The organism is Testudinibacter sp. P17/SS/0325 (genome assembly GCF_053570765.1).
Genome location: NZ_CM131635.1, coordinates 2,410,738 through 2,430,374 on the forward strand (window position 1 = coordinate 2,410,738; position 19,637 = coordinate 2,430,374).

The 19,637-nt window shown below is 45.5% G+C and carries 16 protein-coding genes and 1 pseudogene; 4 read left to right on the forward strand and 13 right to left on the reverse strand.

Translation table 11 applies throughout. From position 1 onward, the window contains the following. Nucleotides 1–41: 41 nt before the first annotated feature. Together ACWA50_RS11505 and pyk are read right to left on the reverse strand one after the other, a co-directional pair. Complete coding sequence (locus ACWA50_RS11505) at nucleotides 42–605, reverse strand: DUF1287 domain-containing protein (protein ID WP_431052664.1); 564 nt, start codon at nucleotides 603–605, stop codon at nucleotides 42–44. Nucleotides 606–724: 119 nt separating this feature from the next. Next, entirely contained in the window at nucleotides 725–2,164 is a 1,440-nt protein-coding gene (gene pyk / locus ACWA50_RS11510) for a pyruvate kinase (protein ID WP_431052666.1), read from the reverse strand. Between the two features lie 216 nt (nucleotides 2,165–2,380). Between pyk and sixA the strand changes: the two genes are divergently transcribed. Further along, a complete protein-coding gene (gene sixA / locus ACWA50_RS11515) occupies nucleotides 2,381–2,848 on the forward strand; it encodes a phosphohistidine phosphatase SixA (protein WP_431052668.1) in 468 nt (155 codons plus the stop codon). 84 nt (nucleotides 2,849–2,932) lie between these two features. Here the strand turns inward: sixA and ACWA50_RS11520 are convergent, their stop codons facing one another. The 4 genes from ACWA50_RS11520 to ACWA50_RS11535 form a co-directional block, all read right to left on the reverse strand. Next, a complete protein-coding gene (locus ACWA50_RS11520) occupies nucleotides 2,933–3,727 on the reverse strand; it encodes an ABC transporter ATP-binding protein (protein ID WP_431052670.1) in 795 nt (264 codons plus the stop codon). Nucleotides 3,728–3,732: 5 nt separating this feature from the next. After that, the gene (locus ACWA50_RS11525; protein WP_431052672.1) at nucleotides 3,733–4,632 is read right to left on the reverse strand and encodes an ABC transporter permease; all 900 of its coding nucleotides are present in this window, start codon (nucleotides 4,630–4,632) and stop codon (nucleotides 3,733–3,735) included. A gap of 162 nt (nucleotides 4,633–4,794) precedes the next feature. Then, on the reverse strand, nucleotides 4,795–5,763 hold the full coding sequence (locus ACWA50_RS11530) for an ABC transporter substrate-binding protein (protein ID WP_431052674.1): 969 nt from the start codon (nucleotides 5,761–5,763) through the stop codon (nucleotides 4,795–4,797). Nucleotides 5,764–5,973: 210 nt separating this feature from the next. Then, the gene (locus ACWA50_RS11535) at nucleotides 5,974–6,948 is read right to left on the reverse strand and encodes an ABC transporter substrate-binding protein (RefSeq protein ID WP_431054351.1); all 975 of its coding nucleotides are present in this window, start codon (nucleotides 6,946–6,948) and stop codon (nucleotides 5,974–5,976) included. A 224-nt stretch (nucleotides 6,949–7,172) separates the two neighbouring features. Between ACWA50_RS11535 and trhP the strand changes: the two genes are divergently transcribed. Continuing rightward, nucleotides 7,173–8,546, forward strand: coding sequence for a prephenate-dependent tRNA uridine(34) hydroxylase TrhP (gene trhP, locus ACWA50_RS11540; RefSeq protein WP_431054352.1), 1,374 nt, complete (start codon nucleotides 7,173–7,175; stop codon nucleotides 8,544–8,546). A 148-nt stretch (nucleotides 8,547–8,694) separates the two neighbouring features. On the opposite strand, the gene ACWA50_RS11545 is transcribed toward trhP, so the two are convergent. The 7 genes from ACWA50_RS11545 to ACWA50_RS11575 all read right to left on the reverse strand — a co-directional run bounded on the left by ACWA50_RS11545 (nucleotide 8,695) and on the right by ACWA50_RS11575 (nucleotide 18,030). Beyond that, complete coding sequence (locus ACWA50_RS11545) at nucleotides 8,695–9,381, reverse strand: DUF554 domain-containing protein (protein WP_431052676.1); 687 nt, start codon at nucleotides 9,379–9,381, stop codon at nucleotides 8,695–8,697. A 16-nt stretch (nucleotides 9,382–9,397) separates the two neighbouring features. Further along, nucleotides 9,398–10,753: an anti-phage deoxyguanosine triphosphatase gene (locus ACWA50_RS11550; protein ID WP_431052678.1), complete on the reverse strand. Its 1,356-nt coding sequence runs from the start codon at nucleotides 10,751–10,753 to the stop codon at nucleotides 9,398–9,400. Between the two features lie 29 nt (nucleotides 10,754–10,782). Beyond that, nucleotides 10,783–11,379: a 5'-deoxynucleotidase gene (gene yfbR / locus ACWA50_RS11555; RefSeq protein WP_431052680.1), complete on the reverse strand. Its 597-nt coding sequence runs from the start codon at nucleotides 11,377–11,379 to the stop codon at nucleotides 10,783–10,785. Between the two features lie 129 nt (nucleotides 11,380–11,508). Then, the gene (locus tag ACWA50_RS11560; protein ID WP_431052682.1) at nucleotides 11,509–12,417 is read right to left on the reverse strand and encodes an OmpA family protein; all 909 of its coding nucleotides are present in this window, start codon (nucleotides 12,415–12,417) and stop codon (nucleotides 11,509–11,511) included. 274 nt (nucleotides 12,418–12,691) lie between these two features. After that, complete coding sequence (locus ACWA50_RS11565) at nucleotides 12,692–13,702, reverse strand: OmpA/MotB family protein (protein WP_431052684.1); 1,011 nt, start codon at nucleotides 13,700–13,702, stop codon at nucleotides 12,692–12,694. 97 nt (nucleotides 13,703–13,799) lie between these two features. Beyond that, the gene (locus ACWA50_RS11570; RefSeq protein ID WP_431052686.1) at nucleotides 13,800–14,819 is read right to left on the reverse strand and encodes a hypothetical protein; all 1,020 of its coding nucleotides are present in this window, start codon (nucleotides 14,817–14,819) and stop codon (nucleotides 13,800–13,802) included. Nucleotides 14,820–14,844: 25 nt separating this feature from the next. Next, nucleotides 14,845–18,030 carry a UDP-N-acetylmuramoyl-tripeptide--D-alanyl-D-alanine ligase gene (locus ACWA50_RS11575; protein WP_431052688.1) on the reverse strand — a complete coding sequence of 1,062 codons (3,186 nt, stop codon included), beginning with the start codon at nucleotides 18,028–18,030 and terminating at the stop codon, nucleotides 14,845–14,847. 195 nt (nucleotides 18,031–18,225) lie between these two features. Here ACWA50_RS11575 and ACWA50_RS11580 point away from each other — a divergent pair. Both ACWA50_RS11580 and ACWA50_RS11585 read left to right on the forward strand, forming a co-directional pair. Further along, nucleotides 18,226–18,341, forward strand: a pseudogene (locus tag ACWA50_RS11580) (CatB-related O-acetyltransferase); the annotation flags it as partial. Nucleotides 18,342–18,377: 36 nt separating this feature from the next. Beyond that, complete coding sequence (locus ACWA50_RS11585; RefSeq protein ID WP_431054353.1) at nucleotides 18,378–19,631, forward strand: glycosyltransferase; 1,254 nt, start codon at nucleotides 18,378–18,380, stop codon at nucleotides 19,629–19,631. The last annotated feature ends 6 nt before the right edge of the window (nucleotides 19,632–19,637 follow it).

Genomic DNA, 19,637 nt, shown 5'->3' on the forward strand with positions numbered 1-19,637 from the left:
AATCGGGTCTGCCATAGACCCATTTTATTCCGTGCTTAAGCTTAATAGCGATAATGTCCGACCATTTTGTATTTAAACAAAATATCTTCTTCCTGTGTGCCGCGCCCGATATTGTGAATAATTAACGGAATGCCGCCAGCGCTTTTTTTATCCGAGACGATTCCGATATGCGGTGCGTTATTGTCTAAACGCCAAGTCACAATATCCCCGGCTTGAAAATCAGCCACATCGGTTAACGACCGCAGGTTGGCATGACGTTTAAAATAAACCTCCAAATTAGGCACTCGGCGGTGATCGATATTACGATCAATCGTTTTTAAACCCCAATTTTTCGGATATTGTTCCCATGCCTTCTTCATATCTTCATGCACTAAGCGCTGCAAATCTTTATCCTGCCGACGTAAAGCGCGGATCACCACATCGCTGCAAACCCCTTTCGACGGTTCGATATCCCCCATCGGATAAGCCAATTTGCGATAGGCGGAATCATAGGTCAAGGTGACGCCGATCTGACTGCGGGCATCACGCACCAGTTGTTGCCCGTCTAACGCAGCATAAACGCTCGGAAGCCATAAAAGTGCGGTCAAAAACCATAAATAGCGCATTGTTATCTCCCAAATGAATCGTTTCTCTACATAAAAAGGTGGATAAAAAAGATCAAGAAAAAACCTCTCGCTTCGTCATGAAGATCGAGAGGTTTTCATTCTTAATCAGCGGTTGCCAATTATTCAACCACTAAAGTACGGCAAGTGTTAGTGCCGCCTTCGGCAAGTTCATCGCCTTGGGTCAACAACACTAAATCGCCGGAAACCAAATAACCTTTGTCTTTCAGCAATTCAATCGCGTTTTTCGCACCTTCAACGGTACGGCTGGCTTCTTCACAGTAAACCGGCGTTACCCCGCGATACAGTGCCGCCAAGTTCAATGCATGTTGATTACGCGATAAGGCGAAAATCGGCAAACCGGAACTGACGCGTGACATCAAAAGTGCGGTACGGCCGGAGCTGGTCATCGCAATAATGGCGCTTACGCCTTTTAAGTGGTTGGCCGCGTACATCGCCGACATCGCAACGGATTCTTCAATGCTGCTGAATACCGCGTCCATACGGTGGCGGGACACATTAATGCTTGGCATTTTTTCTGCGCCCAAGCAAACTTTCGCCATTGAAGCAACGGTCTCCGCCGGGTATTGACCCGCCGCCGTTTCCGCTGACAACATCACCGCATCGGTGCCGTCCAACACCGCATTCGCCACATCCATCACTTCCGCACGGGTTGGCATAGGATTGCTGATCATCGATTCCATCATTTGGGTTGCGGTGATCACCACACGGTTCAAGCGGCGTGAACGACGGATCAGTTTCTTCTGAACACCAACCAATTCCGGATCGCCGATTTCCACCCCTAAGTCGCCACGCGCCACCATGATCACATCGGAGGCTAAGATCACATCGTCCATCGCTTCATCGGTCGCAACCGCTTCGGCACGTTCCACTTTGGCGACGATTTTGGCATTCAAACCCGCTTCTTGTGCCAGTTGGCGCGCATAATGCAGATCCGCACCGTTGCGTGGGAAAGAAACCGCCAAATAATCCACGCCGATTTTCGCCGCTGTAATAATGTCGGCTTTATCTTTCGGGGTTAACGCATCGGCAGACAAACCGCCGCCCAATTTGTTGATCCCTTTGTTGTTCGATAACGGACCGCCGACAGTCACTTCGGTAAACACTTTGTTACCTTCGGTCGATAACACTTTCAATTGCACCCGGCCATCGTCCAGCAACAGAATGTCGCCCGGCACCACGTCTTTCGGTAATTCTTTATAATCCAAACCAACGCCGTCTTGGTTGCCTTCGCCTTTAGGCAAGTCTGCATCCAAGACGAATTTATCACCGATGTTCAGGAAAATTTTGCCGTCTTTAAAGGTCGAAACACGAATTTTAGGCCCCTGCAAATCACCTAAAATCGCCACTTGTTTACCCAATTTTTTCGCGATTTCGCGTACTTTATTCGCACGGCCGATATGATCGTCAGGCGTACCATGGGAGAAGTTCATACGAACCACATTCGCACCTGCCGCAATAATTTTCTCTAAGTTGTTATCACGGTCAGTTGCCGGACCCATTGTACAAACAATTTTCGTTCTTCTCAGTCTTCTTGACATGAACATACCTCTAAAGTATTGGTGATAGGATGAATAGATGACAGTGGGTGACATCGAATTGAAAATAAAATGACACCGACCGTAAAATTGGCTGTATTATACGCTCAAATTAAATGTAGATCGAGATCACAAACTGGAAATTTTTGTTTTGTTTGCCATTACAAACGGTTATCTTATAGGGCAAGGAACGTAATCACATCACAGGATAGAGGTTATATGCGAATTTTTATTATGCGTCACGGAGAAGCCGAGCTGGTTGCACGCAACGATACGCAGCGCAATTTGACCGCGCACGGTATTAAACAAGCGAAACAGCAAGGTGTCTGGCTGAGTGAAGCGGCAAGTCAGATTGAAAAAGTCATGGTCAGCCCGTATAACCGTGCCCAGCAAACTTATCAGGCTTTAGCCGACACGACACAAACCGCACTTCCCAATGAAATCGAAACCTGGGACGCCATCACCCCTTATGGCAACAGCCATATTGTCGTGGATTATCTGACCACTTTATGGCAAGACGGCGTAGCCAGCGTTTTATTGGTTTCTCATTTACCCTTCGTTGAGGATCTGGTCACCGCACTTTGCGGCTCGGCGCAACAAATCGGCTTCAGCACCGGCACCCTCGTCGAAATCGAATGGCAAGGCAAAGACGGCGAATTCATTTGCAGTAGCCGACCGGAAGTTTAAGTAAAACGCAATTTCCTTATAATACAAAACCGCACTTTGCTTTCATGATAAACAAAGTGCGGTTAGACTGCGCATTAGCGTGGGTTAACCCAGCAGCAAGCTGTCATCGGTAATTTCTTCACCGCGGGTTTTCTCAAACAGTTGTAGCAAATCTGGCACATCCATTTTATCGCGGATTTCGCCTTTCACATCCAACACCACTTGCCCTTGGTGCAACATCACCGTGCGTTCGCCGTGATCAAGCGCTTGGCGCATTGAGTGAGTCACCATCATCACTGTCAGCTTATTTTCTTTAACAATGCGATCAGTCAACTCCATCACAAAAGCGGCGGTTTTCGGATCAAGGGCGGCGGTGTGTTCGTCTAATAACAGAATATTCGACGGCTGTAACGACGCCATTAATAAGCTGACCGCCTGCCGTTGCCCGCCGGAAAGCAACCCCATGCGGTCGGTCAGGCGATCTTCCAGACCGAGCTTTAACATCGATAGCTTTTCCCGGAACAGATCGCGCGCGGCTTTATTGGTGAAAAACGATAAACCGCGTTTTCTGCCGCGGTTATAAGCCAACGCCATATTTTCCTCAATCGTCAGTCCTTCGCAGGTGCCGAGCATCGGATCTTGGAACACGCGTGCCACCGACGCCGCACGCTGCCATGTGCCTTTACGGGTTACGTCTTTACCATTCAGATAAATTTTACCCGAATCAACCAAGTAATCGCCGCAAATTGCATTTAATAGGGTCGATTTACCTGCGCCGTTACTGCCGATAACGGTCACAAACTCCCCTTCGCCAATATCCAACGACAGCCCGCGCAGCACCGGATTTTCAATCGGAGTGCCACGGTTGAAGGTTATTTTTAAATCATCTAATTTCATCATAAGCGTTACGACTTCTTGGCTAAAAATTTACTTTTCATCTGCGGTGCAATCAACACCAACACCACTAAAATCGCAGTCACCAAATTCAGATCCTGCGCACCGAAACCGATTTCACGCAAGGTATCGCTGCTGAGCGCCACCGCGATAAAGAAACGGTATAAAATCGAACCGACCACCACGGCAAGCGTGATCACCAGAATACGTTTCGATGGAATCAAGGTCTCGCCGATAATCACCGCCGCCAAGCCGATCACAATCGTGCCCACGCCGATCGACATATCCGCCCCGCCTTGGGTTTGCACATACAGCGAACCGCCGAGCGCAATCAAGGCGTTGGAAATCGCCATGCCTAAGAAAATCATTTTCCCGGTCGGAATGCCTTGCGCTTTTGCCATGCGTAAATTCGCCCCGGTCGCGCGCACCGCCAAACCGATCTCGGTGTTGAAAAACCAATCCAGTGCCAATTTCGCCACAATCACAAAACCAAGCACAAACAACGGCTGAATATACAGTTGGTTACTGGCATCTTCATTGATAAACGGCGCATAAATCGTCGGCTCGTTCAAGAGGGATAAATTCGGCGAGCCCATCACGCGTAAATTCACCGAATAGAGCGCGATCATCACCAAAATACTGGCGAGCAGTTGTAAGATTTTGAGCGAAACGTGTAACCATGCGGTCACCAAACCGGCAGCCGCGCCGGCAAGGGCGGCGGCAAAAGTGGCAATCCAAGGGTCGACGCCATTGACGATACACACCGCACACACCGCGCCCCCCAAGGGAAAACTGCCGTCGGCAGTCAAATCCGGAAAGTCTAAAATACGAAAGGAAATCAGTACGCCCAACGCAACTAAGGCATAGATCAACCCGATCTCTAAAGCACCTAAAAATAATACCGAAGTCATAATCATCAATCTTTAATCAGAAAACCGCACTTTGCCTCAGGTTGAAGAAAAGTGCGGTATAAATATAATCAACATTAAATGTCTTGTTATACTATCACAGTGATACAGGTTAGCCTTGTATCATTTTTATCAACCGCGATAGTTCGCTTAAAAAGCAATCAACTATTCGCTAATCACCTCTTTCGCCGAGTCAATCAAGGATTGCGGCACCGTTACCCCAAAGGCTTTGGCGGATTTCAAATTCAGGTGTAAATCCAATTTATCCATGGTTTTCACCGGGATATCACCTGCCTTTTCACCGTCAAGAATTCTTGACATCATTTTGCCGGTTTCTTCGCCCAAGATATAATAGTTGTTGGATAATGCCGCAATTGCGCCGCGCGCAACGGTGCTGGTATCGGAAGCGATCAACGGAATGCCTGAATCCAACGCCGCTTTATACAGCGCTTCATAAGCGGACACCACATTATTGTCGGTTGAGGTATAAATCACATCAACTTTGCCTTTTAAACTGCGCGCGGCAGTGCCGATGTCGGTGGTGCGCGGTGCGGGGGCTTCCACCACCTCAAATCCGTTCGCTTTGCCCGCTTCTTGCAACTGCTTCAACACCACCACCGAATTGACTTCGCCGGTACTATAGACATAGCCGATTTTTTTCAAATTCGGGATTAACTGTTTAATTAAATCAATTTGCGGCTGAATCAACAATGTATCCGAAGCCCCGGTGACATTGGTGCCGGACGCGTCCCAATCCTTCACCAACTTCGCCGCCACCGGATCAGAAATCGCAGAAAACACCACCGGAATATGACGCGTCGCCGCCACCACCGATTGCGCGCTCGGCGTACCGATTGCCAAAATCACATCCGGTTTGTCGCCTACGAATTTACGTGCAATTTGCGCCGCGGTTGCCGTGTTGCCCTGCGCGCTTTGGAAATCCACTTTCAAATTTTTGCCTTGTTCATAACCGGCTTTTTTCAGTTCCGCCAACGCCCCTTCCCGCACCGCGTCCAACGCCGGATGTTCCACAATTGCGGTGATCGCTACATTTTTGACCTCGTTCGCCACAGCGCCGCCACTGATCAATACCGCACTTAATGCCGCCCATAACATTGTTTTTACTGTTTTCATTCTTCACTCCTGTCAGACAAAATTATCTTACGGCTAAAGATAATCAAAATCCGTAATAAAATCAATACAACCGTAATAGAAATTATCCACCCTGAAGCATTAATGCCAATTTGCTCACAAATCAGGAAAAATAAGAAAGCATAGAATGTAAAAAACCGCACTTTGCGTTAATTGAACACAAAGTGCGGTTGAAATGAAAATCAAAAAATATTACGGATTAATCACGCGCGTGGCTTTCTCCAATAATGCTTGCGGCAGTTCAACGCCCTGCGATTTTGCCGCCTGCGGATTTAAATACAAATCCTGATCGGGCATGCGGATGGTTTCCAGTTCAGACACTTTCGCGCCACGCAAGACTTGCGCCGCCATTTTGCCGGTTTCGACCCCGATATGATATTGATTTGTCGCCAACGCTGCGATTGCGCCGCGCTCCACCGAACCAAAATCCGCTGCGATTAACGGGATCTTATTTTCCACCGCTACTTTGTATAACGCATCATACGCCGATACTACATTATTATCGGTCGAGGTATAAATCACCTGCACTTTGCCGATTAAGCTGCGCGCGGCGGTGCTGATGTCCACCGTGCGCTGCGCCGGGACTGCCAATACGCTGAGCCCTTGTTTCTCCGCTGCGACTTTCAGCATATCCAACACCGCCACCGAATTGGCTTCACCCGGGCTATACACATAACCGATTGACTTCACGTTCGGCACTAACGTTTGAATCAACTCAACTTGCGGCTCTAATGGAATTTGATCGGAAACACCGGCAACATTACCGGTATTTTTGCCCCACTGCTTCACCAATTTCGCCGCAATCGGATCGGTAATCGCACTAAAAATCACCGGAATTTGACGGGTTGCCGCCGCTACCGGCTGCGCACTCGGCGTGGTAATCGGAATAATCACCGCCGGTTTATCGCCGACAAATTTACGCGCAATCTGCCCGGCGGTCGCCGAACTGCCTTGCGCATTTTGGTAATCAATTTTAATCGTTTTGCCATCGACAAAGCCTTCATTTGCCAATTGGTCGATGATCCCCTTGCGAATTTCATCCAATGCCGGATGTTCGACAATCGCCGTGATTGCCACTCTTTGTTGAACACTTTTTTCAGCGTGTGCGGCGCTAAAAAACAGTAAACCGCCAAGTGCGGTTGCGAGTAAGGTTTTGCCTAATTTCATCATTCAATCCTTTTGTCGATTTGTATTGTTGTACTAGTTTGCTAGTATAGTGATTTTGAAATGAAATTCAACGCCTTCTTGCTTTTTTATTCGAAAATGTGATCACCGTTTCAGTTGCACAAAAAATAGCAACAGGATAAAATCGCCGTCCCTTTATACCGCACTTTGCTTTTTATAAGGCAAAAGGTATAACCTGACCTGACATCAGAAATAAGAGACAGATGATGAGCCAAACGAATTTCAAACCGGAACTGCTTTCGCCGGCCGGTTCACTCAAAAATATGCGCTATGCCTTTGCTTACGGCGCGGACGCGGTGTATGCCGGACAGCCGCGCTACAGCCTGCGCGTGCGCAACAACGAATTTAACCACGCCAACCTGAAAATCGGGATTGATGAAGCCCACGCCCTCGGCAAAAAGTTTTATGTGGTGGTGAATATCGCACCGCACAACTCCAAACTGAAAACCTTTATTCGCGATTTGCAACCGGTAATTGATATGAAACCCGACGCGCTGATTATGTCCGATCCGGGTTTGATTATGTTGGTGCGCCAACATTTTCCTGAGATGGATATTCACCTTTCGGTGCAAGCCAATGCGGTGAACTGGGCGAGTGTCAAATTTTGGCAACAAATGGGGCTGACGCGGGTGATTTTATCGCGTGAGTTGTCGCTGGATGAGATCGCTGAAATCCGCCGACAAGTGCCGGAAATCGAACTGGAAATTTTCGTACACGGTGCATTATGCATGGCATATTCCGGGCGCTGCCTGTTGTCGGGTTACATCAACAAACGCGATCCGAACCAAGGCACTTGCACCAATGCCTGCCGTTGGGAATATAACGTGAAAGAAGGCAAAGAAGACGAAATCGGCAATATCGTCAATCCGGATCACCTGATCGAAGTCAAAAACGTCGCGCCTACGCTGGGCGAAGGCAAACCGACTGACAGTGTGTTTCTCTTAACCGAAAGCCAGCGCCCTGACGAAGAAATGACCGCATTTGAAGACGAACACGGCACCTATATTATGAACTCGAAAGATCTGCGCGCGGTACAGCACGTTGAGAAGCTGACCGCACTTGGGGTTCATTCATTAAAAATCGAAGGGCGCACCAAATCATTCTACTACTGCGCACGCACCGCACAAGTCTATCGCAAGGCAATTGACGATGCCGCCGCCGGTAAGCCGTTTGACGAAAATTTAATGCACACCTTGGAATCGTTGGCACACCGCGGTTATACCGAGGGCTTTTTGCGCCGCCACACCCACGATGAATATCAAAATTACGACTACGGCTACTCGATCTCCGAACGGCAACAATTTGTCGGCGAATTCACCGGCGTGCGTAAAAACGGCATGGCGGAAGTGGCGGTAAAAAATAAATTCCTGCTTGGCGACGAAGTCGAACTGATGACCCCGAAAGGCAATATCGTGTTCAAGATCAACAAAATGCTCAACCGCAAAAACGAAGCGGTTGAGGTTGCGCCGGGCGACGGACATTTTGTGTTTTTAGAGGTACCTGAAGATATCGAGCTGAACTATGCGTTATTAATGCGCAACTTGGTCGATAGCAACACGCGCAATCCGCATAAGAAATAAATGTGAAATTTAACAAAATATTTCATATTTGTTATTGATTTGTGAAATTAGATAAGTATAATAGCGCCATACCCTAAAAAAGTATGACTCCAAATATATTTGCCCTTCCTTGCGGAGGGCTTTTTTTTTGCCTTGAATTCAGAGAAAACTAAAGGAAGAACGAAAACCCAATCGCCAATAGCGGTGCCAGCATAAAATTAGCGACGCGGATTTTGGTGATTTTCAGCATATTTAAGGCGATGGCGAGAATCAGCAAGCCGCCGACGGTGCTCATTTCATTGATTGCCTGTGCGGAAAGATAGGGACTGATTAAGCTGGCACTGAGTACGATAATGCCTTGATAAATCAGAATTGATACCGCCGAAAACGCCACGCCTATTCCCATGGTGGACGCAAACGCAATCGACACCATGCCGTCAATCACCGCTTTGGCGTATAAAGTTTGATGATTGCCGGCAAGCCCGCTTTCCAACGAACCGACCATGCCCATTGCGCCGACACAAAACAGCAGCGACGCATTGACAAAACCTTCGGCAATCGCCAATTCGCCTTTGCCACGATTAACTTTAGTTTGCACCCAGTCGCCAAGTGCGGTCAACTTGCTGTCTAATTTCAACAGTTCCCCCAGAATCGCACCAAGCACAATCGAAGCAACGATAATAAAAATATTACCGCCGCCAATCAGATTCTGCACCGCAACATAGGCAACACACAGCGCCAAGCCTTGCAACACACTGTCGATAACCTGCGTTTTTGCCCGGCTCGCCAACAAACTGCCAACGACTCCACCGACGACCACTAAGCCCGCATTAGCCAATACTCCGGATAAAATCATTTTTCTCTTCGCTTTATTATAATTGTTGGTACACTTTCAGCGCATAGGCGTCGGACATACCGGCGATGTAATCACAGATAATCCGTTTTTTATCACCGTCGACCGCACTTTGCCAACGTTTGGCGGTATTTGGCGGCAGCAAGCGCTGCGGATCAGATTCGAAAATTTGGAATAACTCAGATAAAATCCGCTGTCCTTTATATTCGATCCGTTGCGTATCGACATGACAAATCACATATTGCCAGACAAATTTTTTGAAAATACTTAGCACTTCCACCACTTCCGATGGCAACTCCGCATTATAACGCAGTAACGGATCGTTTAAGTTTTGGTTGATTTTCCAACGGGCGGAAGTGATAAAATAATTCACCAACGCCCCAATCGCATTTTTGCGCTGATAGTGATGTTCGGAAAACAGCTTTTCGCTCAACTCATCAATATGTTGTTGAACCCAAACGGATTGGCAATTTTTCAGTTGTTGATACGCCTGCTGCCACTGTTGCAGATTCACCACCCCGACCACAATCGCATCTTCCAAATCATGCACCGCATAGGCAATATCGTCCGCCAATTCCATAATGCTGCAATCCAATGATTTATACACGGTTTTCAACCTGTCTTGCGGCGTTTGCCGCGCTTGCCGATAGCGGCAAAATTCATCACGATCTGCGCGGCTTAACGGTTGCAGCAGCCAATCAAACACTGCAGAATCATCGCGGAACAAACCCTTTCCCGGTTTCCAATTGCGCATATTGACATAGCGCGGATCAGTCAAGTGCGGTTGCAGACCGCACTTGGCATATTGCGGCGAAGCGTCATCTAAAATCGTCGGGTATTTCACCACGCCTAAAATCGCGCGACGGGTCAAATTCATCCCGGCTTTTTCGGTGTACGGCTCTAATTTGGTAATCAGACGAAAAGTCTGGGCATTGCCTTCAAAACCGCCGGCTTGCGACATCATATAATTCAACGCCACTTCGCCGCCGTGTCCGAACGGCGGATGTCCGATGTCATGGGCAAAACAGAGGGTTTCGATCAGGCTAATCGGCGGCAACAACGGTTTCAGCATTTTCTGTAACTCATGTTCAGCGATATTCAACTGCGCCGATAACGCTTGAAACGGTTCGCTTAAACCCAGTTGCGCCGCCAAGCTGCTGCCGATTTGCGCCACTTCCAACGAATGGGTTAAGCGGGTACGATAAAAATCATTTTCGCCCACCGCATGAATTTGCGTTTTTGCCTGCAAACAGCGAAACGCCGCCGAGTGCAAAATCCGCCCGCGATCGCGCTGAAACGGCGAACGGTGATCATGCTCCCGTTTGGGATCGTCGATATAGCGTTGTTTCCACTCTTTTTTTATTGTGATTGCCATTCTGCCCTCTCAGACCGCACTTTGCCTTTTTACAGGCTCAATTCATCTAACGCTCGTCCAAAACTCGGCACGAACACCGTTAAAAAATAGTTCATTTCTTCGCTTTTCCACTCATCAAGCAAACCTTCTAGCCGTTTCAACGCCGGAATAAATTCTTGATTGCCGTGTTCCAACTCGGTGCGGGCTTTGATGTAAGCGCAAATCACATCCGCCTGCTTCACCAAGTGTTTATCTTGCGGGCTAATCAGTTCGGCACACAGCAACGGCGCAAAATCCGCTTGTAATGCCTGCGGCAGTAAGCGCAACAAATGCTTTTCCGCTTCGACCTCAATCCGTTTATAGGCTTCGGTAATCTGCGGGTTAAAATATTTGACCGGTGTCGGCAGATCGCCGGTAAAAATCTCACTGCTGTCATGATACATCGCAATCAGCGCAATCCGCTCCGGATTAACCGTGCCATTAAAAAAACGGTTTTTAATCAACGCCAAGGCATGCGCCACAAACGCCACTTGCAAACTGTGTTCCGCCAAATTCTCTTTATCGATATTGCGCATCAGCGACCAACGCCGGATTAACTTCAAGCGATCCAAACAGGCAAAAAAATGGCTGGGTTGAACATCTAACATAACGTACACGCCTTATTTCAATATAAAAACAAAAATCCCTCTATTTCCGATATGGTAAGCCGAAACCAGACTTATATACAGAAAAAAGAGAGATTTTTTATATTTTTATGTTATGCCGATAAATGCCGTTTAATTCGATTCGCTGCCGTAAACCACGATTTCTACACGGCGGTTTGGTAAATTACACGCCGTTTTGGCAGCAACGTTTTTACCATGTTCCGCTTCACAATTCGGCACTACCAAATCTCTTTCGCCATAACCTACCGCCGTGGTTGGAACAGTAACCCCCGCATTCATCAAAACTTCACGGATCGCATGCGCACGTCGTTCAGACAGTTTTTGGTTATATGAATCGGAACCGACCGGATCAGTATAGCCATTCACTTCAATCTTGCTGATAGCTTGACGGGTGATCCCTTTGATTTTCGCTGCAAATTCCTGCACATTACGCTTACCTTCCGGCAATACATCGTTATAGCTGTGTTTATTTAACGGAAAAGTCGCATTGGCATTTAATAATTTAGCATCCAGAACATATTCGTTTTGATTACAAGCACTTGGCAGCACACGTGAGATAGTCTGCGACTGCATTTGCAACAGCTTCACTTCTTCAAATCCCACTTCCGGCTCAACTCGCTCAAACATTGGCGAACCATCATTTCTCGCCTTTTTAATTTTAATATAAGTCACTTGCCGGCTTGGCGTCACAAATTTCACACCTTGAGTCCGATTACCGCCTTTACTGTTTGAGCTAAAAGAAGAGGTCATCAAATTACGATCTGCACATAAAATAATTGGACTGAAACCATTTTCTAATAAAGAAGTTTGATAATCACCATTTACATACACATTCACCGCCGGTCCTTGTACATCGGAGCCACGATAAAAAACAACGAGTCCTTGATTAGTTGCTAAATCTTCTGTACTGACAGAGGCGGGAATATAATTCTGCCACGTCTCTAACGGTCTGCCAGAGTGGGGTAAAGAACAAGCACTCAGTGCTAGCACCGTGCTTAAAAGTGCAATGTATTTTTTCATCAGGATTCCCTTTATACAGTTACTTGATATTAATGTAATAATTGGTAAATAATTGTTTGCATTTATAGCATGATTTATATTTTCACTTAATCTAATCTAAGTACAAGATATAAAAAAAGCTGATCTAAATGATCAGCTCAGGCTAATATCATTTCCCTCCCTCCCCATTTTTCTTGCGAAAAACGGTACTCCCTCCGCCCGCGGAGGGAGAGAAGTCAGTTTGTCAGCAATCTCAGCTGATCTAAATGATCAGCTTAAAGCACACTTTGTACTATTATTGAATCGCATAAACCGTAACTTCAACCCGGCGATTCGATTGATCGCAGGCTTCGCGCATTTTAGTGTCTGTCGGGTTGCGCTCAGCGCAATTTTTGGAAACTAATTGCTGCGAACCGTATCCAGTAACTTCCATTGGAAATTGGACTCCTTCACGTTGTAATAAATTGAGTACGGTTTTCGCTCTGTTGGCGGATAGTTGTCTACTTATAGCCGGGCTTTCATCCGGGGCGCTGTGTCCGCTGATAACAATATGGCTGATATGGCGCTGATCCAACCGCTTCAGATCGGCTGCCAAATCAAGAATTTCTTCCTTCCCTGCCGGAAACATTCCCGCTTGATCCGCCCTGCCGCTTCGAAATAACGTTCTGGCAGATAATGAGAAATTTTGCAAAACGGTTTTTTCCCGACATTCCGTCGCCGGGATCACCCGTGATAGCGTTTGCTTTTGTTCTGACATCTTTTGGATTACCCGCTCACCAGTTTCCGCATCGACACGTTCAAATTCCGGCTCACCATTATTACCGCGTACCACTTTGATAAAACTGCTCCGTTTAGCCGGAACAATAAAATAGATCCCTTCATCTTTATTCGCGAACGTAGTGTTACTGCTAAATGCGGTACTAAAAAAATGAGCCTGAGCACACAATGCAATAGCCTTATAATGATTTGGCAATAACGAAGCATGATAATCCCCATCAACATAAATATTCACTGCCGGTCCAGTGATTGCATTCGCATCACGATAAAAAATAACTTGCGATTGATTATCTTCTAACGTTTGCGAATTAAAAAACGTCGATGTGTGAGTCAACCAACGTTCAAATAATGGTTTTTGCTGCGTTGCCGTCGCACCAACGCTCCATACAAGTGCTATCACGGCAGTCGCAATGATATTTTTGTTCATATTCGCCCTAATTTTTATAGTATGCCCGTGTCGTATTAAACCGAATGCTTCAATACTCAAAAGAATAAAATCAGAAATTTTTGCTTTTTTGTAAAAATACATATTTTATTGTGTTATTTTACGTTTTTATTACCTGATTGCCAATCAAAACCGCACTTTGTTATCTTGATAGCATAAGCCTATAACTTGAATGAATCCCTCAAGGAATCTCAATTTGCAAAAACTGCTGCAACTCCTCGTTGTGCTGTTCCGCCGGAAGATAGTTATGAATTGCCCGTTTCAAAGCTAACCAAATATCCCGATTATACGCAGGGCTTTTCTGTTCGCGTTCTGCCCATCCATATTCCTGCCATCCTTGTCGGCGACTGACTGCTGCACTCTGTAGTGCCAACGCCTCAAATAAAGGGCGAATAAATGCAGTGCCATAAGCCAATTTATCTTTTACGATTAATGTATTATCAGTATATGTTTTCTTGGCAATATCCTCTGCCAACGAAAATCCGGGCTGTTCATCAAGCACGCGGAACAGTCGAATCCACATTTTGGAGGCTTGGTAACTTTGTGCCATTACCGATTCCAGCTCTTCGCGGTTTTGCGGCAAACGCTCATCCGCCCCCACGCCAACACCGGTTGCCAATAATGATTCTGACCAACGTGCCAACCCTTCTGTCAACCAAGCCTGTTTAAACATCATATAGCTGTTTTGATAAAGATGAAAAAGTTCATGTGCCGGTGTGCCATTACGATTAGCATATATTTGGTTACTCACTAACATACTGAGATGGCAGCCTGCGTTCTCTTCTTGACGGGTTGTTGTTACCTCATCGTAAGCCACTCCAAATCGACGATCACTCTCTTCAATCCTCACTTGAATATAATGCGCCTTGGCATAACGCGGCATAGACAAGGGCGCGGACAAACCCAATACGTGTTGATACAGTGCATCTGCAACTATCAGCTGGCGCTGAATGTCTTCTAACTGGACTTCACTCGCCAACGAATCGACTGCCGCAGTTTGCCCTTTCTCAACACGGACAACATAGCGAAATGGCGTATCGCCCTCAACCGTGGCTAACTGAGTTGGAGGCGTAAGCTTTAAGGCAATACAGGCGCCAACAGGCTGCTGCCCCACCAATGATGTGTTAGAGTCCGTATTCGCTTGTAAAATAACAGGAAAAGAAGTTAACATCATTGCTATCCAATATCTTAGTTGAATCATATAAACACTATTTCCGGTCAAATCATTATTTGCGCAAATAACTCACGACCCGATGTAATCCGCTGCCGTGTGACGATTTCAGTAACATCCGATCTGAGTCATGCAATGCGATCGTCTTATTTTCAAACAGATCGATTATCGTGTCAGCATTCGGCATCCAGTGCAAGTGCGGTATGCGATTTAATGATTTCAACGCTTGATACAATACCTGCATTTCTACACCAGATAAAATCACCATTCTTGCCTGAGTTTGCAACACATCATCTTGCAATTCCAGATGGTGTTGTCGACTGTCCGCCCCTAATTCCAACATATCCCCTAACACCAATACTCGCTGTTCAGGCAAGGTTGCCTCATCGGCGAATGCCTGTAACGCCGCTTTCATCGAAATCGGGTTGGCATTGTAGGCTTCGTTGATCACCGTTATCGTTTTATCCGCATAAGTACACTGGAACATATCGCCACGCCCTTCCACCGGCCGGAATTGCTCAAGTGCGGTCAGAATTTTCGCCAAATCCAAACCTTGTTGCTGAGCAATGGCGATAACCGCTAACGCGTTCAACATTAAGTGTTTCCCTTGCGCGCCTAATGTCACCGTGATTTCTTTACCGAATAGCGATACTCTGCCGCTGCCTTGTTGATAGCTCAACAAGCGCACATCCGCTTGTTCGTGTTCCCCGTAGCTGACTACGTTCAACTGTTGCTGGAGAGCCGCACGTTCAATCAAATCAAACTGCGCAATATCGCGACATACTACCGCAAGACCTTTAGGCGGCATTGCCTCGAAAATCCGGGATTTTTTGAGAGCGACGGTATCTAAATCATTATGGTATTCTAAGTGAGCGGCAGCGATATTGGTGATCACGGCAACATCCGGCTTCACCAATTGGCTGTTCAGCGACATATTGCCAATCGCCATTTCCAATATCCAGTGCGAAGCTGTTTGCGGCATACACGCCATATTCCACGCGATGCCAATGGGTAAATTGGCACTGCCTTGGGTTTGAGCTGTTGGCGCAATCGCAGATAAGGCTTGACTTAACATGGCAACGGTAGTGGTTTTACCTGCGCTACCAGTTACGCCGTAAGTTTTGCCACGATAAGTTGAGCGAGCCAGATGAGCCAAATCTAGCGTTGCTTTACGCACATTGCCCACCACCAATAACGGCACACCAAGGCTTGCATAAGTGTCCGGATCATCGGTAACAATCGCCGAAGCCCCTTTCAGCACAAAGGATTTCACCGCCACAAACGGCAGATAACCTATTTGCATATTTTTACCGCGAGCGACGATAATATGCCCTTTTTGGAAACTTTTCGGGAAAATACTCAACCCCGTCGGCTGCCAGTTTTCAGGCGCGGTAGTATGCCATTTTCCTTTCGTCGCCATTTCAACATTAATTGCATTAAATGCCATATTTTCTATCTTTTTCTGTTGTTGCAAACTGTTGGGATAGTTGCCGTTTTTCAATAATTCATAATAATGCACAAAGCCTGATAAATAGTGCTCCACATCATCAATCCGCACGCGGAACACATGGTGACGGATAAAAAAGCCGTGTAAAATCTTATTCGGATTCGCAAAATGCATCGCATTTTCAGGAAAGAAAAAGCCATTGACTAAATAATTGGCACGGGTGTGTAAAGCGGTATAAAACGCCGCCACATCAAAACCATTGAGGACCGTTTGATATTCGGGAAATTCGTCTAATTTCAGCAACATTTTATGAAATGCCATGCACAGTTCCAATAAAGTCGGAAACGTAGTCAAGCGATTCTGAATAAAATTGAGATAGCCTTTCACATTATCCACCGCAAATTGGAAATAACGCTGTTCAGGCTTATAACGCACTAACTCATTAGAACAGTAAGACAACCAATGATCGTGTGCTTTTTCATGATGGTTGGCGATAAAGAAATCAAATGCCTTTTCCACACAAACCAGCCAGCGCGGATCTTGAGTGATCCCATATAAACGCATTAAACCAAATGCCGCTTCACCATCGTAATAAATCGTGCGGGTTTTCTCCATCACGTCCAGTGTTTTGCCATTTAAAATATGCACAAAACTGCCGTCTGCTTCTTGCATTGCAACAATACCGAGCGCCAAATTTTCACACAAACCGAGCAAGCGTGAAGTGCGGTTATTCTTCGGAAACATCTGTGCATATTTCACAAACGCAAGAATGGCGACGGCATTGGCTCCGAGTTTGATTTCATTATTGGCTTCCAACACGTAAGCTTTGCCATCCGCATACTGCCGAATATTATGCGCTACAAAATAATCAATTGCCGTTTCTATGCGGTTTTGTACCGTTTGCAGTTCACCCGTATTGATTGTGCGTGGACTGATGTTGGTGCTTACCGTTTGATTGTCGGCGATTAATTGCCGACACAGCTCCAAGCCCTCCAACAAGGCATAGGTGCTAGAAGCGTGGCGCAGTGTGTTATAGGTTGGAATAGGCTTATCAAAGCATGGGAAATGTCCATACTGAAACAAACCGCTCTCTTCAATTTGACGGCTTAAATATTGGGTGCTTAAGTGCACCAACTCACCTGTCACGTCAGGATTTAAAGCAGACATCTGGCGGCGGCCATGTTGGCGCGGCAAGGTTGAAAGCACTTGCAATTGTTGCGTATCGGTATCCAAAAATACGCCCGCCGTGACAAATGTCATCACCGGCATATCCGCTGTAAAATTCGGCATTTGTTTGGATGAGAAACGCCCTTTCAAATAACGTTCCAAGTTTGCCTGATTGACGCCTGCCAACGGATTATCCGCCCCTAAATAAAGGGCTGCATGGGCATTCAATTCCATTTCGGTCGCCAACAACCAAGGCGAAGTCACGCCTTTGAAGGCGATACCGGAGCGGAAATAATTACGTTTGTAATTTTTCATCTCCTGCTGTAATTTCGCCCAGCTCGTTGCCGACTCACTCACAACCCATTCCACCTTTAACCATTTAACCGGCTGCTCAAAATGTTTGGCAAGTGCGGTGATCTTGTTTTCCAGTTTGGCTTGTACAGCTTGCCAATCACTACTCACTAATTCATTTTTATCAAAGAATAAACTGGCACATTTGGCACGTTTTTCACCACTACTGAGAGAAATAATCAAAATATCGGCTAATTCACCCATGCTATGTTGTTGCTTATAGCGAGCATGAATTTGTGGTAAATGATGAGTGAATAAGGTCAAGAGTGAAGTCATAATAGCCCTGCAGTCAGTAAATTTATCCTAAAATGATCCCAAATAATTGCTTTATTATAATCAATTGATTAATAAAACCCGAAAAACCAATAGAATGGTAAAACATTTATTAAAAATGACAACTTAAGTAAATTATACAATGTAAATGTTTTTAAGTATAATACGATTGCAATAAACAAAAGTATATAAAAGATAATATCAATTGGAACAAGCGCTGTGATTGCAGCCAATGCTGGCTCACAAAAGATGTGCCACCCTATGCGATTGTCGGCGGCAATCCGGCTAAGCTAATTAAATATCGATTTAACGATTCACAATTTATGATCACTACGACAAGGTTCAGACGCATGACAGACAAAAAATCCAGTGCTATTGTATTTATGCTGACAGCAAATTATCACTTTGCACTCGCAACAATGATCATTAACTTACAAGAAAGGAATCGTCATAACTATGATAATATCGTTGTATATCATGACGGCTTAACTGCAAACCAACAATCAGATTTGCTGAGCATTGAGCCCAATATTCTTTTTATTTCTTATACATTTTCCGACTGGAAAAAAGAACACCATGAAGAAACCATGGATGGAAAACAACTCGATTATTTCATTAAGCGCTTTTCGCATTTTGCACTATCAAAATATAAAGTCGTCGAACAGCTGGCTCATTATCATAAAGTTTTATTCTTAGATTTAGATATGGTGGTACAAGATGACCTGAGTGAACTATTTAAGATCGAAGGTGTTGCATGGCGATCTGAAAGCCCGTTTCTAAAAAAATTTGGAGATCGCACCTCCCGCCCACCGCTAGCCGAATTAAATAATATCCCACACACCCACCCGGCACCGAATGGCGGGCTATTTTATGCCGATGATACGTTAGATTGGCAACAAGCGGTCAAAGATGCACAATTTTTCTTAAAAACATTTCTCGGTTATTTCAGCAGCGTCATTGATGAATTAGCATTTTCATGGCTAGCGTATAAACAAAATATCAACATTACAGAACTTGATTATAAAATTTATAATACATTACCGCGTGTAGCCACTCATCAAACTAAAATTGTACATTTTATGGGGAATATGAAGCCTTGGAATTGTGAATTATCACAATCTGCATTCCCGACATGGATGAGAAACTACCAAAAAACACTCACATTCGGTGATTTTAGCTCGGATAAAATAACGCATTTTGGCGAAACCGGAGAATTATTACGCAAACGTACCAATGAAGCGCATTGGCTACATTTTTTACAGCATAGCAAGCTAGAAATCCCAACAAATTTAAAATTACGCTATGAGCTCGATAAAGATGAGCTCACACTTGATTATAAACCATTCATTTATTATGAATTTGTATTACAACGTAATACTTGGGATTTTAAATTAACCTTACAAATTAATATTAAGGAAATTACTCGAGATAAGCGACTAAAAAACGTGCTTAATGCCATAGTCACGGATAATGAAAATCTCACTTACCTTGAGAATTCCAAAGGCATTACACTGACAGCAAAACGTTGCCATTTAGATAAAATCAATAGCTACTTTTGTTATTTTTATCAAAAAACACAGCCTATATTAGAAATATTGGGATAGTTATCT

Bases quoted from the DNA above. Each gene is read 5' to 3' on its own strand.
- ACWA50_RS11505 (WP_431052664.1), bottom strand. From the start codon at position 605: ATGCGCTATTTATGGTTTTTGACCGCACTTTTATGGCTTCCGAGCGTT.
- pyk (WP_431052666.1), bottom strand. From the start codon at position 2,164: ATGTCAAGAAGACTGAGAAGAACGAAAATTGTTTGTACAATGGGTCCG.
- sixA (WP_431052668.1), top strand. From the start codon at position 2,381: ATGCGAATTTTTATTATGCGTCACGGAGAAGCCGAGCTGGTTGCACGC.
- ACWA50_RS11520 (WP_431052670.1), bottom strand. From the start codon at position 3,727: ATGATGAAATTAGATGATTTAAAAATAACCTTCAACCGTGGCACTCCG.
- ACWA50_RS11525 (WP_431052672.1), bottom strand. From the start codon at position 4,632: ATGACTTCGGTATTATTTTTAGGTGCTTTAGAGATCGGGTTGATCTAT.
- ACWA50_RS11530 (WP_431052674.1), bottom strand. From the start codon at position 5,763: ATGAAAACAGTAAAAACAATGTTATGGGCGGCATTAAGTGCGGTATTG.
- ACWA50_RS11535 (WP_431054351.1), bottom strand. From the start codon at position 6,948: ATGAAATTAGGCAAAACCTTACTCGCAACCGCACTTGGCGGTTTACTG.
- trhP (WP_431054352.1), top strand. From the start codon at position 7,173: ATGAGCCAAACGAATTTCAAACCGGAACTGCTTTCGCCGGCCGGTTCA.
- ACWA50_RS11545 (WP_431052676.1), bottom strand. From the start codon at position 9,381: ATGATTTTATCCGGAGTATTGGCTAATGCGGGCTTAGTGGTCGTCGGT.
- ACWA50_RS11550 (WP_431052678.1), bottom strand. From the start codon at position 10,753: ATGGCAATCACAATAAAAAAAGAGTGGAAACAACGCTATATCGACGAT.
- yfbR (WP_431052680.1), bottom strand. From the start codon at position 11,379: ATGTTAGATGTTCAACCCAGCCATTTTTTTGCCTGTTTGGATCGCTTG.
- ACWA50_RS11560 (WP_431052682.1), bottom strand. From the start codon at position 12,417: ATGAAAAAATACATTGCACTTTTAAGCACGGTGCTAGCACTGAGTGCT.
- ACWA50_RS11565 (WP_431052684.1), bottom strand. From the start codon at position 13,702: ATGTATTTTTACAAAAAAGCAAAAATTTCTGATTTTATTCTTTTGAGT.
- ACWA50_RS11570 (WP_431052686.1), bottom strand. From the start codon at position 14,819: ATGATTCAACTAAGATATTGGATAGCAATGATGTTAACTTCTTTTCCT.
- ACWA50_RS11575 (WP_431052688.1), bottom strand. From the start codon at position 18,030: ATGACTTCACTCTTGACCTTATTCACTCATCATTTACCACAAATTCAT.
- ACWA50_RS11585 (WP_431054353.1), top strand. From the start codon at position 18,378: ATGACAGACAAAAAATCCAGTGCTATTGTATTTATGCTGACAGCAAAT.